The organism is Labrys sp. HAY1-8F, assembly GCF_056754975.1.
Genome location: NZ_JBPGWZ010000002.1, coordinates 3,521,852 through 3,538,520 on the forward strand (window position 1 = coordinate 3,521,852; position 16,669 = coordinate 3,538,520).

General features: G+C 62.4%; 15 protein-coding genes. 6 read left to right on the top strand and 9 right to left on the bottom strand.

The annotated features are described in order from the left end of the window. Positions 1-225: 225 nt before the first annotated feature. The 5 genes from ACR9ZN_RS25350 to ftsE form a co-directional block, all read right to left on the bottom strand. Entirely contained in the window at positions 226-972 is a 747-nt protein-coding gene (locus tag ACR9ZN_RS25350) for a lysophospholipid acyltransferase family protein (RefSeq protein WP_454811932.1), read from the bottom strand. Between the two features lie 254 nt (positions 973-1,226). Next, entirely contained in the window at positions 1,227-1,748 is a 522-nt protein-coding gene (locus tag ACR9ZN_RS25355; protein ID WP_454811934.1) for an acylphosphatase, read from the bottom strand. Positions 1,749-1,832: 84 nt separating this feature from the next. After that, positions 1,833-2,528 carry a YdcF family protein gene (locus tag ACR9ZN_RS25360; RefSeq protein ID WP_481273489.1) on the bottom strand — a complete coding sequence of 232 codons (696 nt, stop codon included), beginning with the start codon at positions 2,526-2,528 and terminating at the stop codon, positions 1,833-1,835. A 144-nt stretch (positions 2,529-2,672) separates the two neighbouring features. After that, a complete protein-coding gene (locus ACR9ZN_RS25365) occupies positions 2,673-3,623 on the bottom strand; it encodes a cell division protein FtsX (protein ID WP_441774309.1) in 951 nt (316 codons plus the stop codon). Then, a complete protein-coding gene (ftsE, locus tag ACR9ZN_RS25370; RefSeq protein WP_434959185.1) occupies positions 3,614-4,288 on the bottom strand; it encodes a cell division ATP-binding protein FtsE in 675 nt (224 codons plus the stop codon). Before ftsE ends, ACR9ZN_RS25365 begins: the two co-directional genes overlap by 10 nt. Before the next feature lie 247 nt (positions 4,289-4,535). Between ftsE and hpt the strand changes: the two genes are divergently transcribed. From hpt to ACR9ZN_RS25385, 3 genes are all read left to right on the top strand, one after another. Next, the gene (hpt, locus tag ACR9ZN_RS25375) at positions 4,536-5,066 is read left to right on the top strand and encodes a hypoxanthine phosphoribosyltransferase (protein WP_434959186.1); all 531 of its coding nucleotides are present in this window, start codon (positions 4,536-4,538) and stop codon (positions 5,064-5,066) included. 156 nt (positions 5,067-5,222) lie between these two features. Continuing rightward, positions 5,223-5,726 (top strand): hypothetical protein, encoded by a 504-nt coding sequence (locus tag ACR9ZN_RS25380; RefSeq protein ID WP_434959187.1) that lies wholly within the window; start codon positions 5,223-5,225, stop codon positions 5,724-5,726. Between the two features lie 202 nt (positions 5,727-5,928). Then, positions 5,929-6,219 (top strand): hypothetical protein, encoded by a 291-nt coding sequence (locus ACR9ZN_RS25385; RefSeq protein WP_434959188.1) that lies wholly within the window; start codon positions 5,929-5,931, stop codon positions 6,217-6,219. 343 nt (positions 6,220-6,562) lie between these two features. Here ACR9ZN_RS25385 and ACR9ZN_RS25390 read toward each other — a convergent pair whose 3' ends face one another. Next, positions 6,563-8,269, bottom strand: coding sequence for a formate--tetrahydrofolate ligase (locus ACR9ZN_RS25390; protein ID WP_434959189.1), 1,707 nt, complete (start codon positions 8,267-8,269; stop codon positions 6,563-6,565). Positions 8,270-8,797: 528 nt separating this feature from the next. Here ACR9ZN_RS25390 and ACR9ZN_RS25395 point away from each other — a divergent pair. Together ACR9ZN_RS25395 and ACR9ZN_RS25400 are read left to right on the top strand one after the other, a co-directional pair. Beyond that, positions 8,798-10,714 carry a potassium transporter Kup gene (locus ACR9ZN_RS25395; RefSeq protein ID WP_434959190.1) on the top strand — a complete coding sequence of 639 codons (1,917 nt, stop codon included), beginning with the start codon at positions 8,798-8,800 and terminating at the stop codon, positions 10,712-10,714. A 258-nt stretch (positions 10,715-10,972) separates the two neighbouring features. Beyond that, positions 10,973-12,889, top strand: a complete 1,917-nt coding sequence (locus tag ACR9ZN_RS25400) for a potassium transporter Kup (RefSeq protein ID WP_434959191.1) — start codon at positions 10,973-10,975, stop codon at positions 12,887-12,889. Positions 12,890-12,956: 67 nt separating this feature from the next. Here the strand turns inward: ACR9ZN_RS25400 and sugE are convergent, their stop codons facing one another. From sugE to ACR9ZN_RS25415, 3 genes are all read right to left on the bottom strand, one after another. Further along, complete coding sequence (gene sugE / locus ACR9ZN_RS25405) at positions 12,957-13,277, bottom strand: quaternary ammonium compound efflux SMR transporter SugE (RefSeq protein WP_434959192.1); 321 nt, start codon at positions 13,275-13,277, stop codon at positions 12,957-12,959. Positions 13,278-13,463: 186 nt separating this feature from the next. Then, positions 13,464-14,483 (bottom strand): patatin-like phospholipase family protein, encoded by a 1,020-nt coding sequence (locus tag ACR9ZN_RS25410; protein WP_481273490.1) that lies wholly within the window; start codon positions 14,481-14,483, stop codon positions 13,464-13,466. Beyond that, positions 14,480-15,262: a 3-hydroxybutyrate dehydrogenase gene (locus ACR9ZN_RS25415; RefSeq protein WP_454811941.1), complete on the bottom strand. Its 783-nt coding sequence runs from the start codon at positions 15,260-15,262 to the stop codon at positions 14,480-14,482. The genes ACR9ZN_RS25410 and ACR9ZN_RS25415 overlap by 4 nt, the downstream gene beginning before the upstream one ends. Before the next feature lie 438 nt (positions 15,263-15,700). Here ACR9ZN_RS25415 and ACR9ZN_RS25420 point away from each other — a divergent pair, with 438 nt between their 5' ends. Further along, on the top strand, positions 15,701-16,651 hold the full coding sequence (locus ACR9ZN_RS25420) for a choline ABC transporter substrate-binding protein (protein WP_434959195.1): 951 nt from the start codon (positions 15,701-15,703) through the stop codon (positions 16,649-16,651). Positions 16,652-16,669: the final 18 nt, after the last annotated feature.

Here is a 16,669-nt window from a genome sequence, read left to right on the forward strand (position 1 = left end):
GTCAAGCGATTCGGGTTTGTTCCGCCTCACCTGGAGCATCGTGCCGAAAAGGGGATGCCGATTTTCGGCGAAAGCGATGTGATAACAATAACCTACAGCGTCGGACACGATGCCGAAATCGGATCCGATGCTTAGAGCAACGGTGTCCGTGGCGAAACGCCCAATTGCTTCAGCTCCTTGTTTCCAAGCCAAAGCAACGGGTTGGCCAGAAACGTCTTTGCGACCCTAGCTGACTTCGTCAAATAGCAAAACGCTTTGGCCCTGGGCTTCAGCCAGGAGCCGGTCCGAGGCTGTCTCGATATCATCAACCAGGCGATCGAAGAAGGCGGCCTTGTCCAGGCCGGCCGGAATGGCGGGCAGGATCTCCATTACCAGCCTGCCCGGTTGGCGGATGAATTGGCGCCGCGGCCAGAAATGGCCGGAATTGAGCGCCACGGGGACGCAGGGCACGTTGAACTCGCTGTAGAGATAGACCACGCCATATTTGTAAGCTGGCTCGGCGCCGGGCGCGCGGCGGGTGCCTTCGGGGAAGATGGCGATCTGGCGGCCTCGGGCGAGTTCGCGCTCGCCATCCGCCTTCATCTGCTTCATGGCCTTGGAGCGGGCCCCCCGGTTGACGGCGATCATCTGCGCCTTGGCGGCGAGCCAGCCGAAGATGGGCAGCCACATCAGTTCGCGCTTGAGCACGTAGCAGGGGTCGTCGCACACGAGGAACATGGCGAAGATGTCCCAGGTGGACTGGTGCTTGGCCGCGACCAGAACCGGCCCGGGCGGCAAATTCTCCCGCCCCCGAATCTCACAGGTGATGCCGGCGATATGGCGCATCAGGAAGATGTTCACCCGCGCCCAGCTCTTCACGATCCAGAGCAGGGCAGGGCGCGGCATCAGTAGAGTCGGTAGCGCCAGAATCATCCACAGGACGATGTTGACATAGAAGGCCAGGTTGAACAGGAGCGAGCGCAGGACGAGCATGGAGTGGGGTCATTCGAGGGATGCTGCAGCGGCTATAGCAGAATTGTCGGCGCCTGCCTCCTTCTTCCACCGTGGTCCGACAGATAGCGCCACTGCCCGAATAGCGGATCGAGCGCCGACGACGATGCCGTCATAGCAGCCATTTGCAAGGGAGCGAAATTCGCCACTTCGCCCGCCGGGGATTGGCTGGATCCAACGAATTTTCCGCCTGGACTGGCAGCTATTCAACAGGTCGACGCATGGTGCTGCAAGCGTCAGTCATCGGGCCGGAGTTTCTGCCTGTCCTCGGGGGCGAGGGTGTTTTCGAGTATCTGATGCCACTCCGCCTTGACGTCCTTTTTTGAAATCACCGTGTCGTCTGTCCGTCGTTTGAAGACGAGCGTGTATTTATTGGTGATATTTCGGCTCGACGACGTCCAATCCACGATCGTGAATGAATTCAGGGCGGGGTCCACCGCCGCAGGCTTTGTGGCGACGTTGATTCCGGATGATCTCTTGGTGCCTTTTCGAATGGTCGCAAGGGCTGCGTCGATCCGCTTTTTGTCGCCCTGCAGGGTAAAGTGAACGATTTCGTCGGCTTCGTTCTTGGCTGAGCCTGCAAGATTATACTTGATCGCCTGCTTCATGACGGCCGCGCGGAAACCGACCTGCTGGTCGTTTCCGGTAACGGTTGCCTCGATCGCACCCTCCTTGGCATGGGCCTGTGCCGCGACACCGAGGAACAACGGAAAAGTCGCCGCCAGCAAACGAACGCATACCGTTCTGGTGAAGCGCATGGCATGCCTCCCTGTTTCAAATGTCGGTGACACCAGCGGTTTTCTGGCATGGAAGAGCGCAAGATATTTCCTTCGAAACGCTCCTCATTCGGCTCGCGCCGTAACCTTGTCCGCCGTGGCCCGTTCCATCCGGAGCTGGAAGGTGGCGCTCGCATATTTCACATATTCCGACAGCAGCAGGCGGACGCTGACCGGATCCATCCACCAGGAATCGAGCTTGAGATTTTGCGAGATCACGGGATAGGCGATCAGGGTGGTATCCGGCAGCACCCGGCGCAGTTCCAAGAGCGAACGCGGCATGTGATAGTTCGAGGTCACCACGATGATCGATTTGAACTGCTTGTCGCGCACCCAGCGTGCCGTTTCCAGGGCATTGCCGAGGGTGTTGAGGGCATTGCGGTCGATATCCACGCAGCAGTCGAGCACCTCGACCCCACCGGCCGTGTGCCCGGCCAGGGCCTGCTGGCTGGTTGCCTTGTTGACGCCCGTGATGAGAAGGCGCTTGGCGCGACCCTGATTGAGCAGGTCGAAAGCCTCGCTGATGCGGTCGGCGCCGCCGGTGAGAGCGATGATGCCATCGGCCCTCACGGCAGGGTTGGGCGTCTGGTTCTGCAGGCTGGAGACGAAATAGGCGAAATCCGTCACCACGGCCGCGGTAAAGAACAGCAGGCAGGCACCGGTGATCTCCAGGATCCAGCGCAGCCAGCGCCGTGGCCGCTTCGGCGGGTGCTCCGCCTGGGCTGGGGAAACCATGCCAGTGATCGCCGAGGCCTGCCGCATCGGACGCGCCCATACCAGTCTGTCAAACCTGGCCAATCTGCCGTAGCCAAAATTCTTGCGGATGGTTTGGGCAAAAATGGGGTCGGCGGCGCGGGTGTGTAGCGGAATAGGCGCGGAGCCCTGCCAGACGCTCATGGATGACCCCTATATGTGTCCTCGCAGCACACGGTGAACCGTCATGCGCGAGGTGACGCCGGTGATGATGGCAATGAGCGCGACTGCCGCGACGATGGCGGCATAGCCGCGCCAGTCCATGTTGAAGGAGCCGAACAGTGCCTCCATCTGGTCGCCCGCCGCGGTGGCGGTGAAGCGGGAGGCGAGCATATGGGCGACGAGGAAGGTCAGTGCCGCCCCACCGCCCCCGATCAGCCCGCCCTTGAGGCCGAGCCAGAGGAAATGGCGCTGGAATTCGTTGGCGATGAAGCTGTCATGGGCGCCGACGAAATGCAGCACCTCCACCACGTCCTTGTTCCCAGCCATGGCGCCGCGGGTGGCGAACACCACCGACAGGGCCGTGGCGATGACCATCAGCACGAGGATGGCGAGGCCTGCCAGCACCATGGCCCGGGCCATGGCCGCCAGGCGCGCGATCCAGAAGCGGTGATCGTCGAGGCTGGCGCCGGCCACGGTCTCGGTCAGCGTCTTCTTCAGCGTGGCGAAGTCCGGCAGGCTGCCCGGGGTGATCTTCACCACGATGAGGCGCGGGATCGGCAGGTCGCCCATGTCGAGGCCTTCGCCGAGCCAGGGCACCAGCATGCGCTCGGTTTCCTCGCGCGAATAGACCTGCACGTCGCTGATCCCTTCGGTGGCGCGGGCGGCGACGACGGCCTTGGCGATCTCGGCTTCGATGTCGCGGCCCTCCACGGGGCGAACCTGGATGGTGACCTCGCGGGAAATCTGCGAGCCCCAATCGGCGGCGGCGCCCGCGATCAGCAGCACGCCGCCGGCCGTGAGGGCGACCAGGAAGGTCATGATCGCCACCACGGCCATCAAAGAGCGCCCGGCGATCGAGCCCGACGGCACGATCGGAGCCGCTGGGCGGATCAGTGTCTCCGCGCGCCGGCCGGCAGGCTGCGCTCTGTCGTTCAAGACCATGACGCCGGCTCCTGCACCGTGACATGGCCGTCCTCGAGGCGCAGGCGGCGAGCGGGGAAGAGCTCCATCAGGCTCTCGTCATGGGTGGCGATCACCACCGAGGTGCCGGAACGGTTGAGTTCGATGAACAGGCGCAGCAGGCGACGTGCCAAAGCGGGATCGACATTGCCCGTCGGCTCGTCGGCGAGCAGCAGTTCGGGGCGCACGATCAAGGCGCGCGCGATGGCGGCGCGCTGCTTCTCGCCACCCGACAGCACCGGCGGGAGCACATGCATGCGCTCGCCGAGGCCGACCCAATGCAGCAATTCGACCACTTCGGGCCGGTAGCGCGCCTCATCCTGGCCCTGAACGCGCAGGGGCAGGGCGATGTTCTCATAGGTGGTGAGGTGATCGAGCAGGCGGAAATCCTGGAAGACGATGCCGATACGCCGCCGCGTCTCGGCGAGTGCGTGCTTGGAGAGGGTCGTCACTTCCTGATCGAAGGTGTGGATGAGGCCGCGGGTCGGCTTGAGCGTGAGGAAGAGCAGGCGCAGCAGCGTGGTCTTGCCGGCGCCGGACGGACCGGTGAGAAACTGGAAGGAATTGGCGGGCAGGTCGAAACTGACGTCGCGCAGCACTTCCGGGCCCATCCCGTAGCGCAATCCCACATTCTCGAACCGAACCAAGACAGAATCTCCCCAAGACGGCCCCGACCGCCTCGGCTGCACTCTGCCGGGAGGGCGTTAACGAGGTGTTAACGTTAACGAAATGACAACGAATTTAACCTTCGCGAGATCCCCTTATCCCATGCGCCTCCCGATGACGGTGGGCCGTTGCGACCCGGCGCCTGTGGGTGGCCGGTGGGCGGGACTCCAACGCCATTGTCGCCCATGCCCTCCTGCGGTTATGGTGCCGGCAGAAATGAGGAGTTCGATGGCCACGTCGCGTAATATCAAAGTTTTGTTCGACGCCGAGACGATCGCCAAGCGCAATGCGTCGCTGGTGCAGGAGATCAAGGCACGCAATCTCGAGAATCTGCTCGTGGTGGCGGTGCTGAAAGGCTCCTTCGTGTTTGCGGCCGATCTCCTGCGGGCCATGCACGAAGCGGGCATGGCGCCCGAGGTGGAATTCGTGCATCTGTCGAGCTATCGCGAAGCGACCGTGTCGACCGGTACGGTGAACATTCTGCATGATGTCGAAAGCGACGTGCGCGGGCGTAACATCCTCCTGGTCGACGACATCCTCGAATCGGGCCGCACCCTGGCTTTCGCCAAGGACCTGCTCGCCGCGCGTGGCGCCAAGCAGGTGCTGAGCTGCGTGCTGCTCGACAAGCCAGGCAAGAGCGCCGTCAACATCAAGGCCGATTTCATCGGTTTCGAGTGCCCCGATCTGTTCGTGGTCGGCTACGGCATGGATGTCGCCCATTCCTATCGTCAGCTGCCTTTCGTCGGCGTGGTCGAATAGAGTGTTTTGCGATTTGGCGGCATCGCCAAGAACCGCAAAGACGCTCTGGCCAATCCATTGGATTGGCTTGGAACCACACAGCGAGAGTAAAGCAGCGTTTCCGTTTAAACGCGCTTTGCTCTAGAAGCCGGCGGGATGGCAGGCTGCGGAGGAGATATGGCTGGTCTATTGGGCGCTCACAGCGCCCGTTTCCTGTTTCGTGACGACAAGGGTAGCATCAACAGGCAGACTTGGTGGCGTGCCATGGCGGTGCTGGCCTTGATCCTGGCTGCGCTCGTGGCAGCAGCCTTTGGGCTGAACCATGTCCTGCCGCGCAATCCGGCGGCGGCCGAAGCCCTGGTCGACGAGGTCGCGCGCGAACATACCAGGCTGATGACGATCCCCTATTATTTGTCGCTGTTCGCGATCGACGTGCTCTATGTGGTGATGGTGCTGGTCTCGGTCTGTATCTATTTCGTCGGCGCCAAGCGCTACAACGATCTGGGGCGGCCGGCGCAGCTGGCGCTCATCCTGCCCGCCGCAGCCTATTTCCAGATCTTTTCGCCGATTCTCAGCGACCATCTGCTGCCGGTCTACGGCCGTTGGATCGTCACAGTCGCCATGCTGGCCGTGCTCGCCTGGCAGGTTTACGAACTGGGCTTCAAGAAGGGCCGGCTCTAGGCCCTCCGGGTGGGTCGGTCTTTAGATCGGCCGTCCCCTGCCGACTCAGTACGACAGCTGCTGATTAATTGCCGGCGCGTCATCAGAAATCGGCAAGGAGAGCATGAGAGCAGAGCGCTGGTTTCCCGCATAGCCCCCTCTGTTCACCTTGCATTCAGATCATGCTGCTAGACATTGAATATTGAAATTGAGGGAGGCAGCTATGAAACTATCCTTGAAGCTGTTTATGGCAGCTGGCCTGGCCGCCGGAAGCATGATGTTTGCTCCGCAACTGGCCTCGGCAATGCCGATGGCACCAGCCGCGCAATCACAGGCTGACAACGGCCTCGTCCAGCAAGCTCGTCGTTTGTGCCCCTATGGAATGCACCGCTCCCCTTATGGCTGTGTTCGTGACCGCGGTTACGGCTACGGTTACCGGCGTGGTGGTGGTTGGCGTGGTGACGGCGGCTGGGGTTATCGTGAACGTCCCCGCCGGTATTATCGTGAATATTGAGGCGGGAACCACGCTGTGTCGAACGATGCTGGCACAGTCGGAAGCTTGAGCTTCCCAGGTAGTTCTTACGCCTGCAACGATTGAAAATACCAACCCCGCGGTTCACTGGACCGCGGGGTTTTTCATGGCTGGTGGGGTATGGCTGTACGGGAAGGCATCGCAGATGCTGATGCTTTCATCCGCTTGGCCACCTCTTGTTTTGCAACTGATCGATGCGACCTGCCAGACGCCGCCCATGGCCTGAACGAAGCCCGTGTCGGAGGCTGAGGGCACACGTGGAAACGTTGCTCGAGCGGAGTTGCCATGCCGGTCGCACCAAACGACCGGCATGGCAAATGCTGGCTCAGAACAGGCCTTCGATCTGGCCCTTGGTGTCGAGGCGGATGAATTCCGCCGAGGGCACGCGTGGCAGGCCTGGCATGGTCATGATCTCGCCGCAGACCACCACCAGGAAGCCGGCGCCGGCGGACAGGCGCACTTCGCGGATCGGCACGACATGATCGACAGGCGCACCACGGTGGTTCGGATCGGTCGAGAAGGAGTATTGCGTCTTGGCCACGCAGATCGGCAGATGGCCGAAGCCGGCGGCCTCGATGTCCTTGAACTGGTCGCGCACCTTCTGGTCGGCGATGATGTCCGAGGCGCGATAGATCTCCTTGGCGATCATCTTCATCTTGTCCCAGAGGGGCATCTCGTCCGGGTAGAGGGTGCGGAAGCCGCGGCCGTCGAGCGGATGCGGTGCCTCGGCCAGCGCCACCACGCGGCGCGCGAGCTCCTCGGTGCCCTTCGAGCCCTCGGCCCAGTGGCTGCAGACCACAGCGTCGACGCCGAACTGTTCCTTGCAGACCTGGGCGATGAGCTCATGCTCGGCCGGCGTGTCGGCAATGAAGTGGTTGATGCCGACGATGGCCGATACGCCGAATTTGCGCACGTTCTCGACATGGCGGCCGAGATTGGCCAGACCCTTGCGCAAGGCTTCCAGATTCTCCTTGCCGAGCTGGTCCTTCGGAACGCCGCCATGCATCTTGAGGGCGCGCACGGTGGCGACGATCACCACGGCAGCCGGGGTAAGGCCGGCCTTGCGGCACTTGATGTCGAAGAACTTTTCGGCACCGAGATCGGCGCCGAAGCCAGCTTCGGTCACCACATAGTCGGCGAGCTTGAGACCGGCCCGGGTCGCGGTCACCGAGTTGCAGCCATGGGCGATATTGGCGAAGGGGCCGCCATGCACGAAGGCGGGGTTGCCTTCCAGCGTCTGTACCAGATTGGGCTTCAGCGCGTCCTTGAGCAGCACCGTCATGGCGCTGGAGGCCTTGATGTCGGCGGCCGTGATCGCCTTCTTGTCGCGGGTATAGCCGATGATCATCTTGCCGAGGCGCGCCTCGAGATCGGCCAGATCCTTGGCGAGGCAGAACACGGCCATAACTTCGGAGGCCACGGTGATGTCGAAGCCGTCTTCGCGCGGGAAGCCGTTGGAAACGCCGCCGAGCGAGGAGTTGATGGCGCGCAGCGAGCGGTCGTTCATGTCGAGCACGCGGCGCCAGGTGACGCGGCGGGTGTCGATGCCGAGCGCATTGCCCCAATAAATGTGGTTGTCGATCATCGCCGACAGCAGATTATGCGCCGAGGTGATGGCGTGGAAGTCGCCGGTGAAGTGCAGGTTGATCTGCTCCATCGGCACGATCTGGGCATAACCGCCGCCGGCCGCGCCGCCCTTCACGCCGAAGCAGGGGCCGAGCGAGGGCTCGCGCAGGCAGATCATGGTCTTCCGGCCGATGCGGGCGAGGCCGTCGCCGAGGCCGACAGTGGTGGTGGTCTTGCCTTCGCCGGCCGGGGTCGGGTTGATGGCGGTGACCAGGATCAGCTTGCCGTCGGGACGATCCTGCAGGCCGGGGATCTTGTCGAGATCGATCTTGGCGATATGCTTGCCATAGGGCTCGAAGGCTTCGTCAGGAATGCCGGCTTTCTCGGCAATCGCCTCGATGCGCTGCATCTTGGCTTGACGCGCGATTTCAATGTCGCTCAGTGGCTTTTTCGGGTCTTGGGCCATGCTGGTTCCCTCTGGGGCGGTTGTTCTGCTCAGTTGAGACATATTTTCACGGAAATGAAAATAACTTTCTTAGCAGTAGCTGCGTGGAATGCGGTGGTTGCGGAAAAATTAAGAGAGAAGCTGTTCCGAATACGACGCGGCGTCGCATAAGAGATAGGTAGCCGATCGCAATCGAATCGGCTTGTCCGAAACCGTCACAGGATGTGTCGCCTTCGCGATGATGCACGCCGGAAGATTGTAGGTTACGCCTTGTCTCAGACCGATTGACTGGGGAGTTGTTGGTCAAAGGGGTTGCAGCCCTCTATGCCCGTCCGTCAGAAGAGTGTATGAGGCCCAGCCCCCAGATAGCGTATCTTGGTGGATATCCTGCGTTCGATCGGCGTGTCGCCATTTGCCGTTCGACCCTGATGTGATCGGCGGCCTCTGGAGTGGAACGCTCCGGAATGCCGCATTTTGGAGAGCGAAGATCGCATTTGTGGCGATCGACCGATCGAAACCATCCCAACAGGTCAAAACGGAGTTGCCCGCATGGGGCTCGCGAACGCCGTCGAGAATGGCGAAGACACCACGGAACACAAGCATAGCGGCGGCTTTGCGGCGTTGACGCTTGGCTCTATCGGCGTCGTCTATGGCGATATCGGTACGAGTCCCCTCTATGCCTTTCGCGAAGCCGCCCATGCTGCCACCGATGGCGGCAAGAACGTCACTTCCACCGCCGTGCTCGGTGTGATCTCGCTGATTTTGTGGGCGCTGATCATCATCGTCACGCTCAAATATGTGCTGCTGTTGCTGCGCGCCGACAACAAGGGCGAGGGCGGTACGCTCACGCTGATGGCGCTGGCCCAGCGTGCCCTCGGCCGTACCGGCGCGCCCATCGTGCTGCTCGGCATCGTCGGCGCCTCGATGTTCTACGGCGACGCGATGATCACCCCGGCCGTCTCGGTGTTGTCGGCGGTGGAAGGCCTCAAGCTGGTGGCGCCTGGTTTCGATGTCTTCGTGGTACCGCTGACGCTCGTGATCATCGTCGCCCTCTTCCTGGTGCAGAGCCATGGCACCGCCCGGGTCGGCGCCCTTTTCGGTCCGATCATGGCTGTATGGTTCACGCTGATCGGCGTCATCGGCTTCATCAATTTCCTGCAGCATCCCAGCATCATCGCGGCGATCAATCCCTTCTACGCCGCCGAATTCCTGCTCACTCACGGCCATATCGGGTTCGTCACGCTGGGAGCCGTGTTCCTGGCCGTCACCGGTGGTGAGGCGCTCTATGCCGATCTTGGCCATTTCGGGCGCAAGCCGATCCAGACAGCGTGGCTCAGCCTGGTTCTGCCGGCGCTGACTTTCAACTATCTCGGCCAGGGCGCGCTGGTGCTCAACGATTTCAGTGCGCTCGAGAACCCGTTCTATCGCCTGGTGCCGGCCTCGCCCTATTTCGTCGTGCCGCTGGTGATCCTGGCAACGATCGCCACCAGCATCGCCAGCCAGGCGGTGATCACCGGCACCTTTTCGTTGACCCGGCAGGCCGTTCAGCTCGGCCTGGTGCCCCGCGTGCGCATCTCGCATACGTCGGAACACCAGTCGGGCCAGATCTTCATCGCGCAGGTCAACGGCATCCTGCTCGCCGGCGTCGTGCTGCTCGTGCTGGTTTTTGAAAGCTCCTCGCGCCTCGCCTCGGCCTATGGCATCGCCGTGACCACGACCATGGTGGTGGATGCCATTCTCGCCTTCGTGGTGATCTGGCGGGTCTGGCTGTGGAAGCCCTGGGCAGCGGCAGCGATCATCGTGCCCTTCCTGTGTATCGATTTGATTTTCCTCGGGGCCAATCTGCTCAAATTGTTTGAAGGAGCCTGGCTGCCCATCCTGATCGCCCTTGGGCTGATCACCCTGATGGTGACCTGGCGACGCGGTACCCGGCTGGTGATGGAGAAGACGCGGCGCACCGAAGTGCCGCTGATGACCATCGTCAAGAGCCTGGAGAAGGGCTCGGTCGCCCGCGTGCCGGGTACGGCGATCTTCCTGACCAGCGATCCCGACTATGCCCCGACCGCCATGCTGCACAGCCTCAAGCATTACAAGGCGCTGCACGAGAAGGTGGCGATCCTGACCATCGAGACCACGGACGATCCGATCGTGCCGGGGGGCGGGCGGGTCTCGATCGAGGAGATCTCGGCTTCCTTCACCAAGATGAAGGTACAGTTCGGCTATATGGAAAGCCCGAACGTGCCCAAGGCCCTGGCGCTGTGCCGCAAGGCCGGCTGGTCCTTCGACATCATGTCCACCTCCTTCTTCCTGTCGCGCCGGCATTTGCGCGGCGGCAAGCATCCGAGCATGTGGCGCTGGCAGCGCCGGCTCTACATGATTCTCGCCCGCAATGCCGACGATGCCAGCGACTATTTCTCCATTCCGTCCAACCGGGTGGTGGAGATCGGTACGCAGGTGCTGATCTGAGAGCCTTCAGGGTCTGAAGGCAGGGCGATGCATGGCGCACGCGCTTTTCCTGCCTTCACGAGGACGGTGTATTGCCTGAGCAGCCAAGAAGCAGATCTGCTATGCGGCGCTGCAGGTCCCCTATGCCGCAAAGCCGGGAAAGTGTAAGAGAGCGCGTTTGTTGCACTGCACAAACGGCGGATGGGCTTGCCTGACGAGGGCATTCGCGCTCTTGATCGTCACTCTACCCAACTCCGACATTATCCAACGGAGGCCCGTATGGGGCTTACGCATAGCGCCGACACCGGCGAGGAAGCCAGCAGCCGTGGCAATGGCTTCTGGGCGCTGACGCTCGGTTCGATCGGCGTCGTTTATGGCGATATCGGCACCAGCCCGCTCTATGCCTTCCGCGAGGCGCTGCATGCGGCGACCGAGGGCGGCAGGCTGATGAGCCAGGAAGCGGTGCTCGGCGTGATTTCGCTGATCCTGTGGGCGCTCATCGTCATCGTCACGCTCAAATATGTGCTGCTGCTGCTCAGGGCCGACAACAAGGGCGAGGGCGGCACACTCACGCTGATGGCACTGGCCCAGCGCGCGCTCGGGCGCTCCGGCACCGTACTCTTGCTGCTCGGCACCATCGGGGCGGCCATGTTCTATGGCGACGCCATCCTGACGCCCGCCGTGTCCGTGCTTTCGGCGGTGGAGGGCATGAAGCTGGTGACGCCGGCCTTCGATCCCTTCGTGGTGCCGATTACCGTGGCGATCATCGTGGGGCTGTTTGCGGTGCAAAGCCATGGCACCGCCCGTGTCGGCGCCTTCTTCGGGCCGATCATGGCGCTGTGGTTCGTGGTGATGGGCCTGGCGGGCCTATGGCACATCAAGGATGCGCCGGTGATCCTCGCAGCCTTCAATCCCTGGCATGCCGTGGAATTCATGCTCAGCCACGGCCATATCGGTTTCGTGGCGCTTGGTGCGGTGTTCCTGGCGGTCACCGGGGCCGAGGCGCTCTATGCCGATCTCGGGCATTTCGGCCGCAAGCCGATCCAGATGGCCTGGATGACGCTGGTGCTGCCCTCGCTGGCGCTGAACTATCTCGGCCAGGGCGCGCTGGTGCTGAGCAATCCATCTCCGGAAATTCTCGCCAACCCCTTCTACATGCTGGTGCCGCAGAACCCGCTCTTCCTGGTGCCGATGGTGGTCCTGGCGACGATCGCCACCATCATCGCGAGCCAGGCGGTGATCACCGGGGCCTATTCGTTGACGCGCCAGGCCATCCAGCTCGGCCTCCTGCCGCGCATGAAGGTGGCGCATACCTCCGAGCACCAGTCGGGCCAGATCTATATCGCCCAGGTCAACGGCATCCTGCTGGTCGGTGTGCTGATCCTGGTGCTGGCCTTCGAGAGTTCCTCGCGCCTGGCGTCGGCCTATGGCATCGCCGTGACGACGACCATGGTGGTGACGGCGATGATGGCCTTCCTGGTAATCTGGAAGGTCTGGCGCTGGTCGGCCTTGGCCGCGGCCCTGGTGATCGCGCCCTTCCTGTTGATCGATCTCGTCTTCCTCTCCGCCAATCTGCTCAAGGTGCATGATGGCGGCTGGGTGCCGCTGATGATCGCGGCGGCCCTGATGATCCTGATGATCACCTGGCGGCGCGGCACCCGGCTGGTGCTGGAGAAGACACGGCGCACCGAGGTGCCGCTGATGACCATCGTCAAGAGCCTGGAGAAGGGCTCGGTCGCCCGCGTGCCGGGTACGGCGATCTTCCTGACCAGCGATCCCGACTACGCCCCCACTGCGCTCCTGCACAGCCTCAAGCACTACAAGGCCCTGCATGAGAAGGTGGCGATCCTCACCATCCAGACCGTGGAGGAACCGGTGGTTGCGGGTGGCGGCCGCATCACCCTCGAAGAGATCTCGGCCTCCTTCACCAAGATGCATGTGCAGTTCGGCTATATGGAAAGCCCCAATGTACCCAAGGCGCTCGCGCTCAGCCGCAGGGCCGGCTGGTCCTTCGACATCATGGATACCTCCTTCTTCCTGTCGCGCCGGCATTTGCGCGGCGGGGCGCAGCCGTTGATGTGGCGCTGGCAGCGCAGGCTCTACATGATCCTTGCCCGCAACGCCGACGATGCCAGTGACTATTTCTCCATCCCCTCCAACCGAGTGGTGGAGATCGGCACGCAGGTTCTGATCTGAGAGAAATGGAGCGCGGACTCCACAGCGACATGCGAGCATGTCGCGATGTCCGCGCTCCGAGAAGAAGTCAGGCCGGTGTCGACAGCTTCATCATGGTCAGGCCGGTGACGATCAGGGCAGCGGCGACGATGCGCATGGCGTTGGCCTGTTCGCCGAGGACGAGCACGCCGACGATGAAGGCGCCGACGGCGCCGATACCGGTCCAGATCGTATAGGCGGTGCCGAGTGGCAGGCTGCGCATCGAGATCGACAGCAGGCCGAAGCTGATGGCCATGGTGACGAAGGTGATCACGGTCGGCACCAGCTTCGAAAAGCCTTCCGACTGTTTCATGTAGAAGGCCCACACCACTTCGAAAATGCCGGCGATAACAAGATAGACCCAGGCCATCAGGCCCTCCTCTTAAAAGGGCCCGGGCCGTCCCGGACATCAAACCCATCATGGGGGAGGGCGTGGCCTCCTCGGTCGCAGTGTTCAAGCCTGCGAATGGCCGGCATTGTGCCGGACTCCGTCCCAAAATCAAGGGGCGGGCCGGCATGTCAGGACTGCGTCCCGGGCAGGCGGCGTCGCCTCCGCTCAGCCCAGCATGGCTTCGAGATCGAGTGTCGCCGTCGTGCCGATGGCATCGAAATGTCGGGTGAGGAAGTTCTTGGCTGCCCTGCGGCCCTGGTCGCGCAGAAAGATCAGGAAATCCCACTCGGTGTTGAGCTTGGAGGTGGCATTCACCCCTTCCTTCGGGCTCAGCGCGACGCGATGCAGGCGGATGTCGCCGAAACGGTCGGCGCCCCGGGCACGGCGCTGCATCATGGCGATGGCACGCAATTCGCCGACGAGGGAGGCGTTGAAGGTGATCTCGTTGAGACGATTGGCGATGGCGCCGGCCGTCTGCGGCACCTCCCGCACCAGCACCGGGTTGATCTGCACCAGGATGGTGTCATCGGGCGTGCCGTCGTCGAGCAGCGGGAACAGGGCCGGGTTGCCGAGATAGCCGCCATCCCAATAGGCCTGTCCGCCGATCTCGACGGCCTGGAAGATCTGGGGCAGGCAGGCCGAAGCCATCACTACATCGGCGTTCAGCTCGGCATTCTCGAAGATGCGGATATGACCGCTGCGCACATTGGTTGCGGAGACGAACAGCTTGATCGCCTCGCTCGCCTTGAGCTTGTCGAAGGAGATCAACTCGGCGATGAAATCGCGCAGCGGATTGAGATTGAGCGGATTGGTGTCATAGGGGCTGAACAGCCGGCTCCAATTCTCGAACAGGGCCATGCCGGGCGAATCTTCCAGCGACCAGCCGGCCATGAAGCGCTCCAGCAGTGGGCGACGCAGCGGCGACAGCCGGCCCTTGCGGCTGATCTCGCGCCAGAAGGTATCGAGTTGCTGGCGGGCGCCCGGCGCCCCGCCTTCGAGATAGCCTTCGGCGAAGACAACCGCATTCATGGCCCCGGCGCTGGTGCCGGTGATGGCCTTGATCTCGAGGCGGCCGTCCTCGAGCAACGCATCGAGCACGCCCCAGGTGAAGGCACCATGGGCTCCCCCGCCCTGCAGCGCCAGATTGACGGGTTTGGCGGTGGAGGTCTTGGGAGGCTGGCTCATGCCGCGGTCCAGCCGCCGTCCATCGACAGGTTGGCGCCGGTGATGCTCGCCGCGGCATCCGAGCACAGATAGACGGCAAGGGAGGCGACCTGGTCGATGGTGACGAATTCCTTGGTCGGCTGGCCTCCCAGCATCACGTCGTTCTTGACCTGTTCGGCCGTCATGTTGCGCGCCTTCATGGTGTCGGGGATCTGCGCCTCGACCAGCGGCGTCCAGACATAGCCGGGCGAGATGGCGTTGACGGTGATCTTCTGCTGCGCCACCTCCAGCGCCACCGTCTTGGTCAGGCCGGCAATGCCGTGCTTGGCAGCGACATAGGCCGATTTGAAGGGGGAGGCGACCAGCGAATGGGCCGAGGCGGTGTTGATGATGCGGCCCCAACCCTTCTTCTTCATGCCCGGCAAGGCGGCCTTGATGGCGTAGAAGGAGGCGAGCAGGTTGAGGCGGATGATCGCCTCCCATTTGTCGTCGGGGAATTCGTCGATCGGCGAGACGAACTGGATGCCGGCATTGTTGACCAGGATGTCGACCGCGCCGAAGGCGGCCTCGGCCTCGCCGACCAGGCCTTTCACCGCGGCCGGTTCCATCAGATTGGCCGGCGAGAACAGGGCCTTGACGCCGAACTCGGCCTCGATGCCAGCCCGGGTCTTCTCGATCTCGACGGCGTCGCCCAGCCCGTTGAGCATGACGTTGGCGCCTTCGCGCGCTAGGGCGCGTGCGATGCCGAGGCCGATTCCCGACGTCGAGCCGGTGACGACGGCAGCTTTGTTCTTGAGCATGGATTGAGTCCTTCACGAGGGCCGAGCAGGGAGCGGCAGCTGTGCGACTGCCGAATGAAAAAGCAAATCGCTTGAATATTGCATTGCATCACGGATCGGAAAAGTGGCGCTGGTGTGACACAGAATGTCGCTTGCGCGCATTCAAAATCCACGGGATGCAGATTTAATTGATTATATGTTCAATCAATAAAGTGCCCATATCATAGCGTTGCGGGATCGATGCAAATCGGCTTGGACGCGGGTGGGTAGCTTCGTGCCGTCGGTGTCATCCAGCGCCGTAAATTCACGGGACAAGCACTGTCTTTCGTGCTGAATTGCCATAGGGGAAGGCTTCCATGGCAAGAGTTCGGTCCCCTTGGGGGCCGGGAGGGGTTAACAAAGACAAGACGAACTGGGTTAACCCAGATTCGGCCTTCGGTGTTTTCCGGGAGAAATGAAATGACGGGACTTGGTAGAATCATTGCGGGCGCCGCGCTGGCCATCGGCCTGGGCACTGGTGCTGCCTTCGCGGGCGATGCGGAAGCCTGCAAGACGGTGAAGTTCGCGGATGTGGGCTGGACCGACATCACCTCGACGACGGCTATCGCCTCCCGCATCCTCGAAGGCCTCGGCTATACCCCGACGACCACGGTCCTCAGCGTCCCCGTCACCTATGCTTCGATGAAGAGCAAGGATATCGATGTTTTCCTCGGCAATTGGCAGCCGAGCATGGAGAATGACCGCAAGGCCTATATCGCCGACAAATCGGTGGTCGAAACCGGTGCCAATCTGCCGGAAGGTGCCAAATACACGCTGGCGGTGCCGCAGGCGACCTATGACAAGGGCCTGAAGGATTTCGGCGACATCGCCAAGTTCAAGGAGCAGTTGCAGGGCAAGATCTACGGCATCGAGCCCGGCAATGATGGCAACCGGTTGGTGCAGAGCCTGATCGACGGCAACAAGAGCGGCCTGAAGGAGTTCCAGCTCGTCGAGTCCTCCGAACAGGGCATGCTCGCCCAAGTCCAGGGCTCCATCGCTCGCGGCGAGGACATCGTCTTCCTCGGCTGGGCGCCGCATCCGATGAACGTCAATTTCAAGATCCAGTATCTGACCGGCGGCGACGAGACCTTCGGCCCGAATTTCGGGGCAGCCAAGGTCTATACCAATGAGCGGGCGGGCTGGGCCGAGGAATGTCCCAACGCCGGCAAGTTCGTCTCCAACCTCAAATTCAACGTCGATCTCGAGAACAAGGTGATGCAGATGATCACCGGTGACGGCATGGAAGGTAAGGCTGCTGCCGAGAAATACCTCAAGGCCAATCCGGGTGTGCTCGATGCCTGGCTTGCCGGCGTGACCACCCTCGACGGCCAGCCCGGCATCGATGCCGTAAAGAAGAGCCTCGGCCTCTGAGGCCGGCCATCCCTTCCG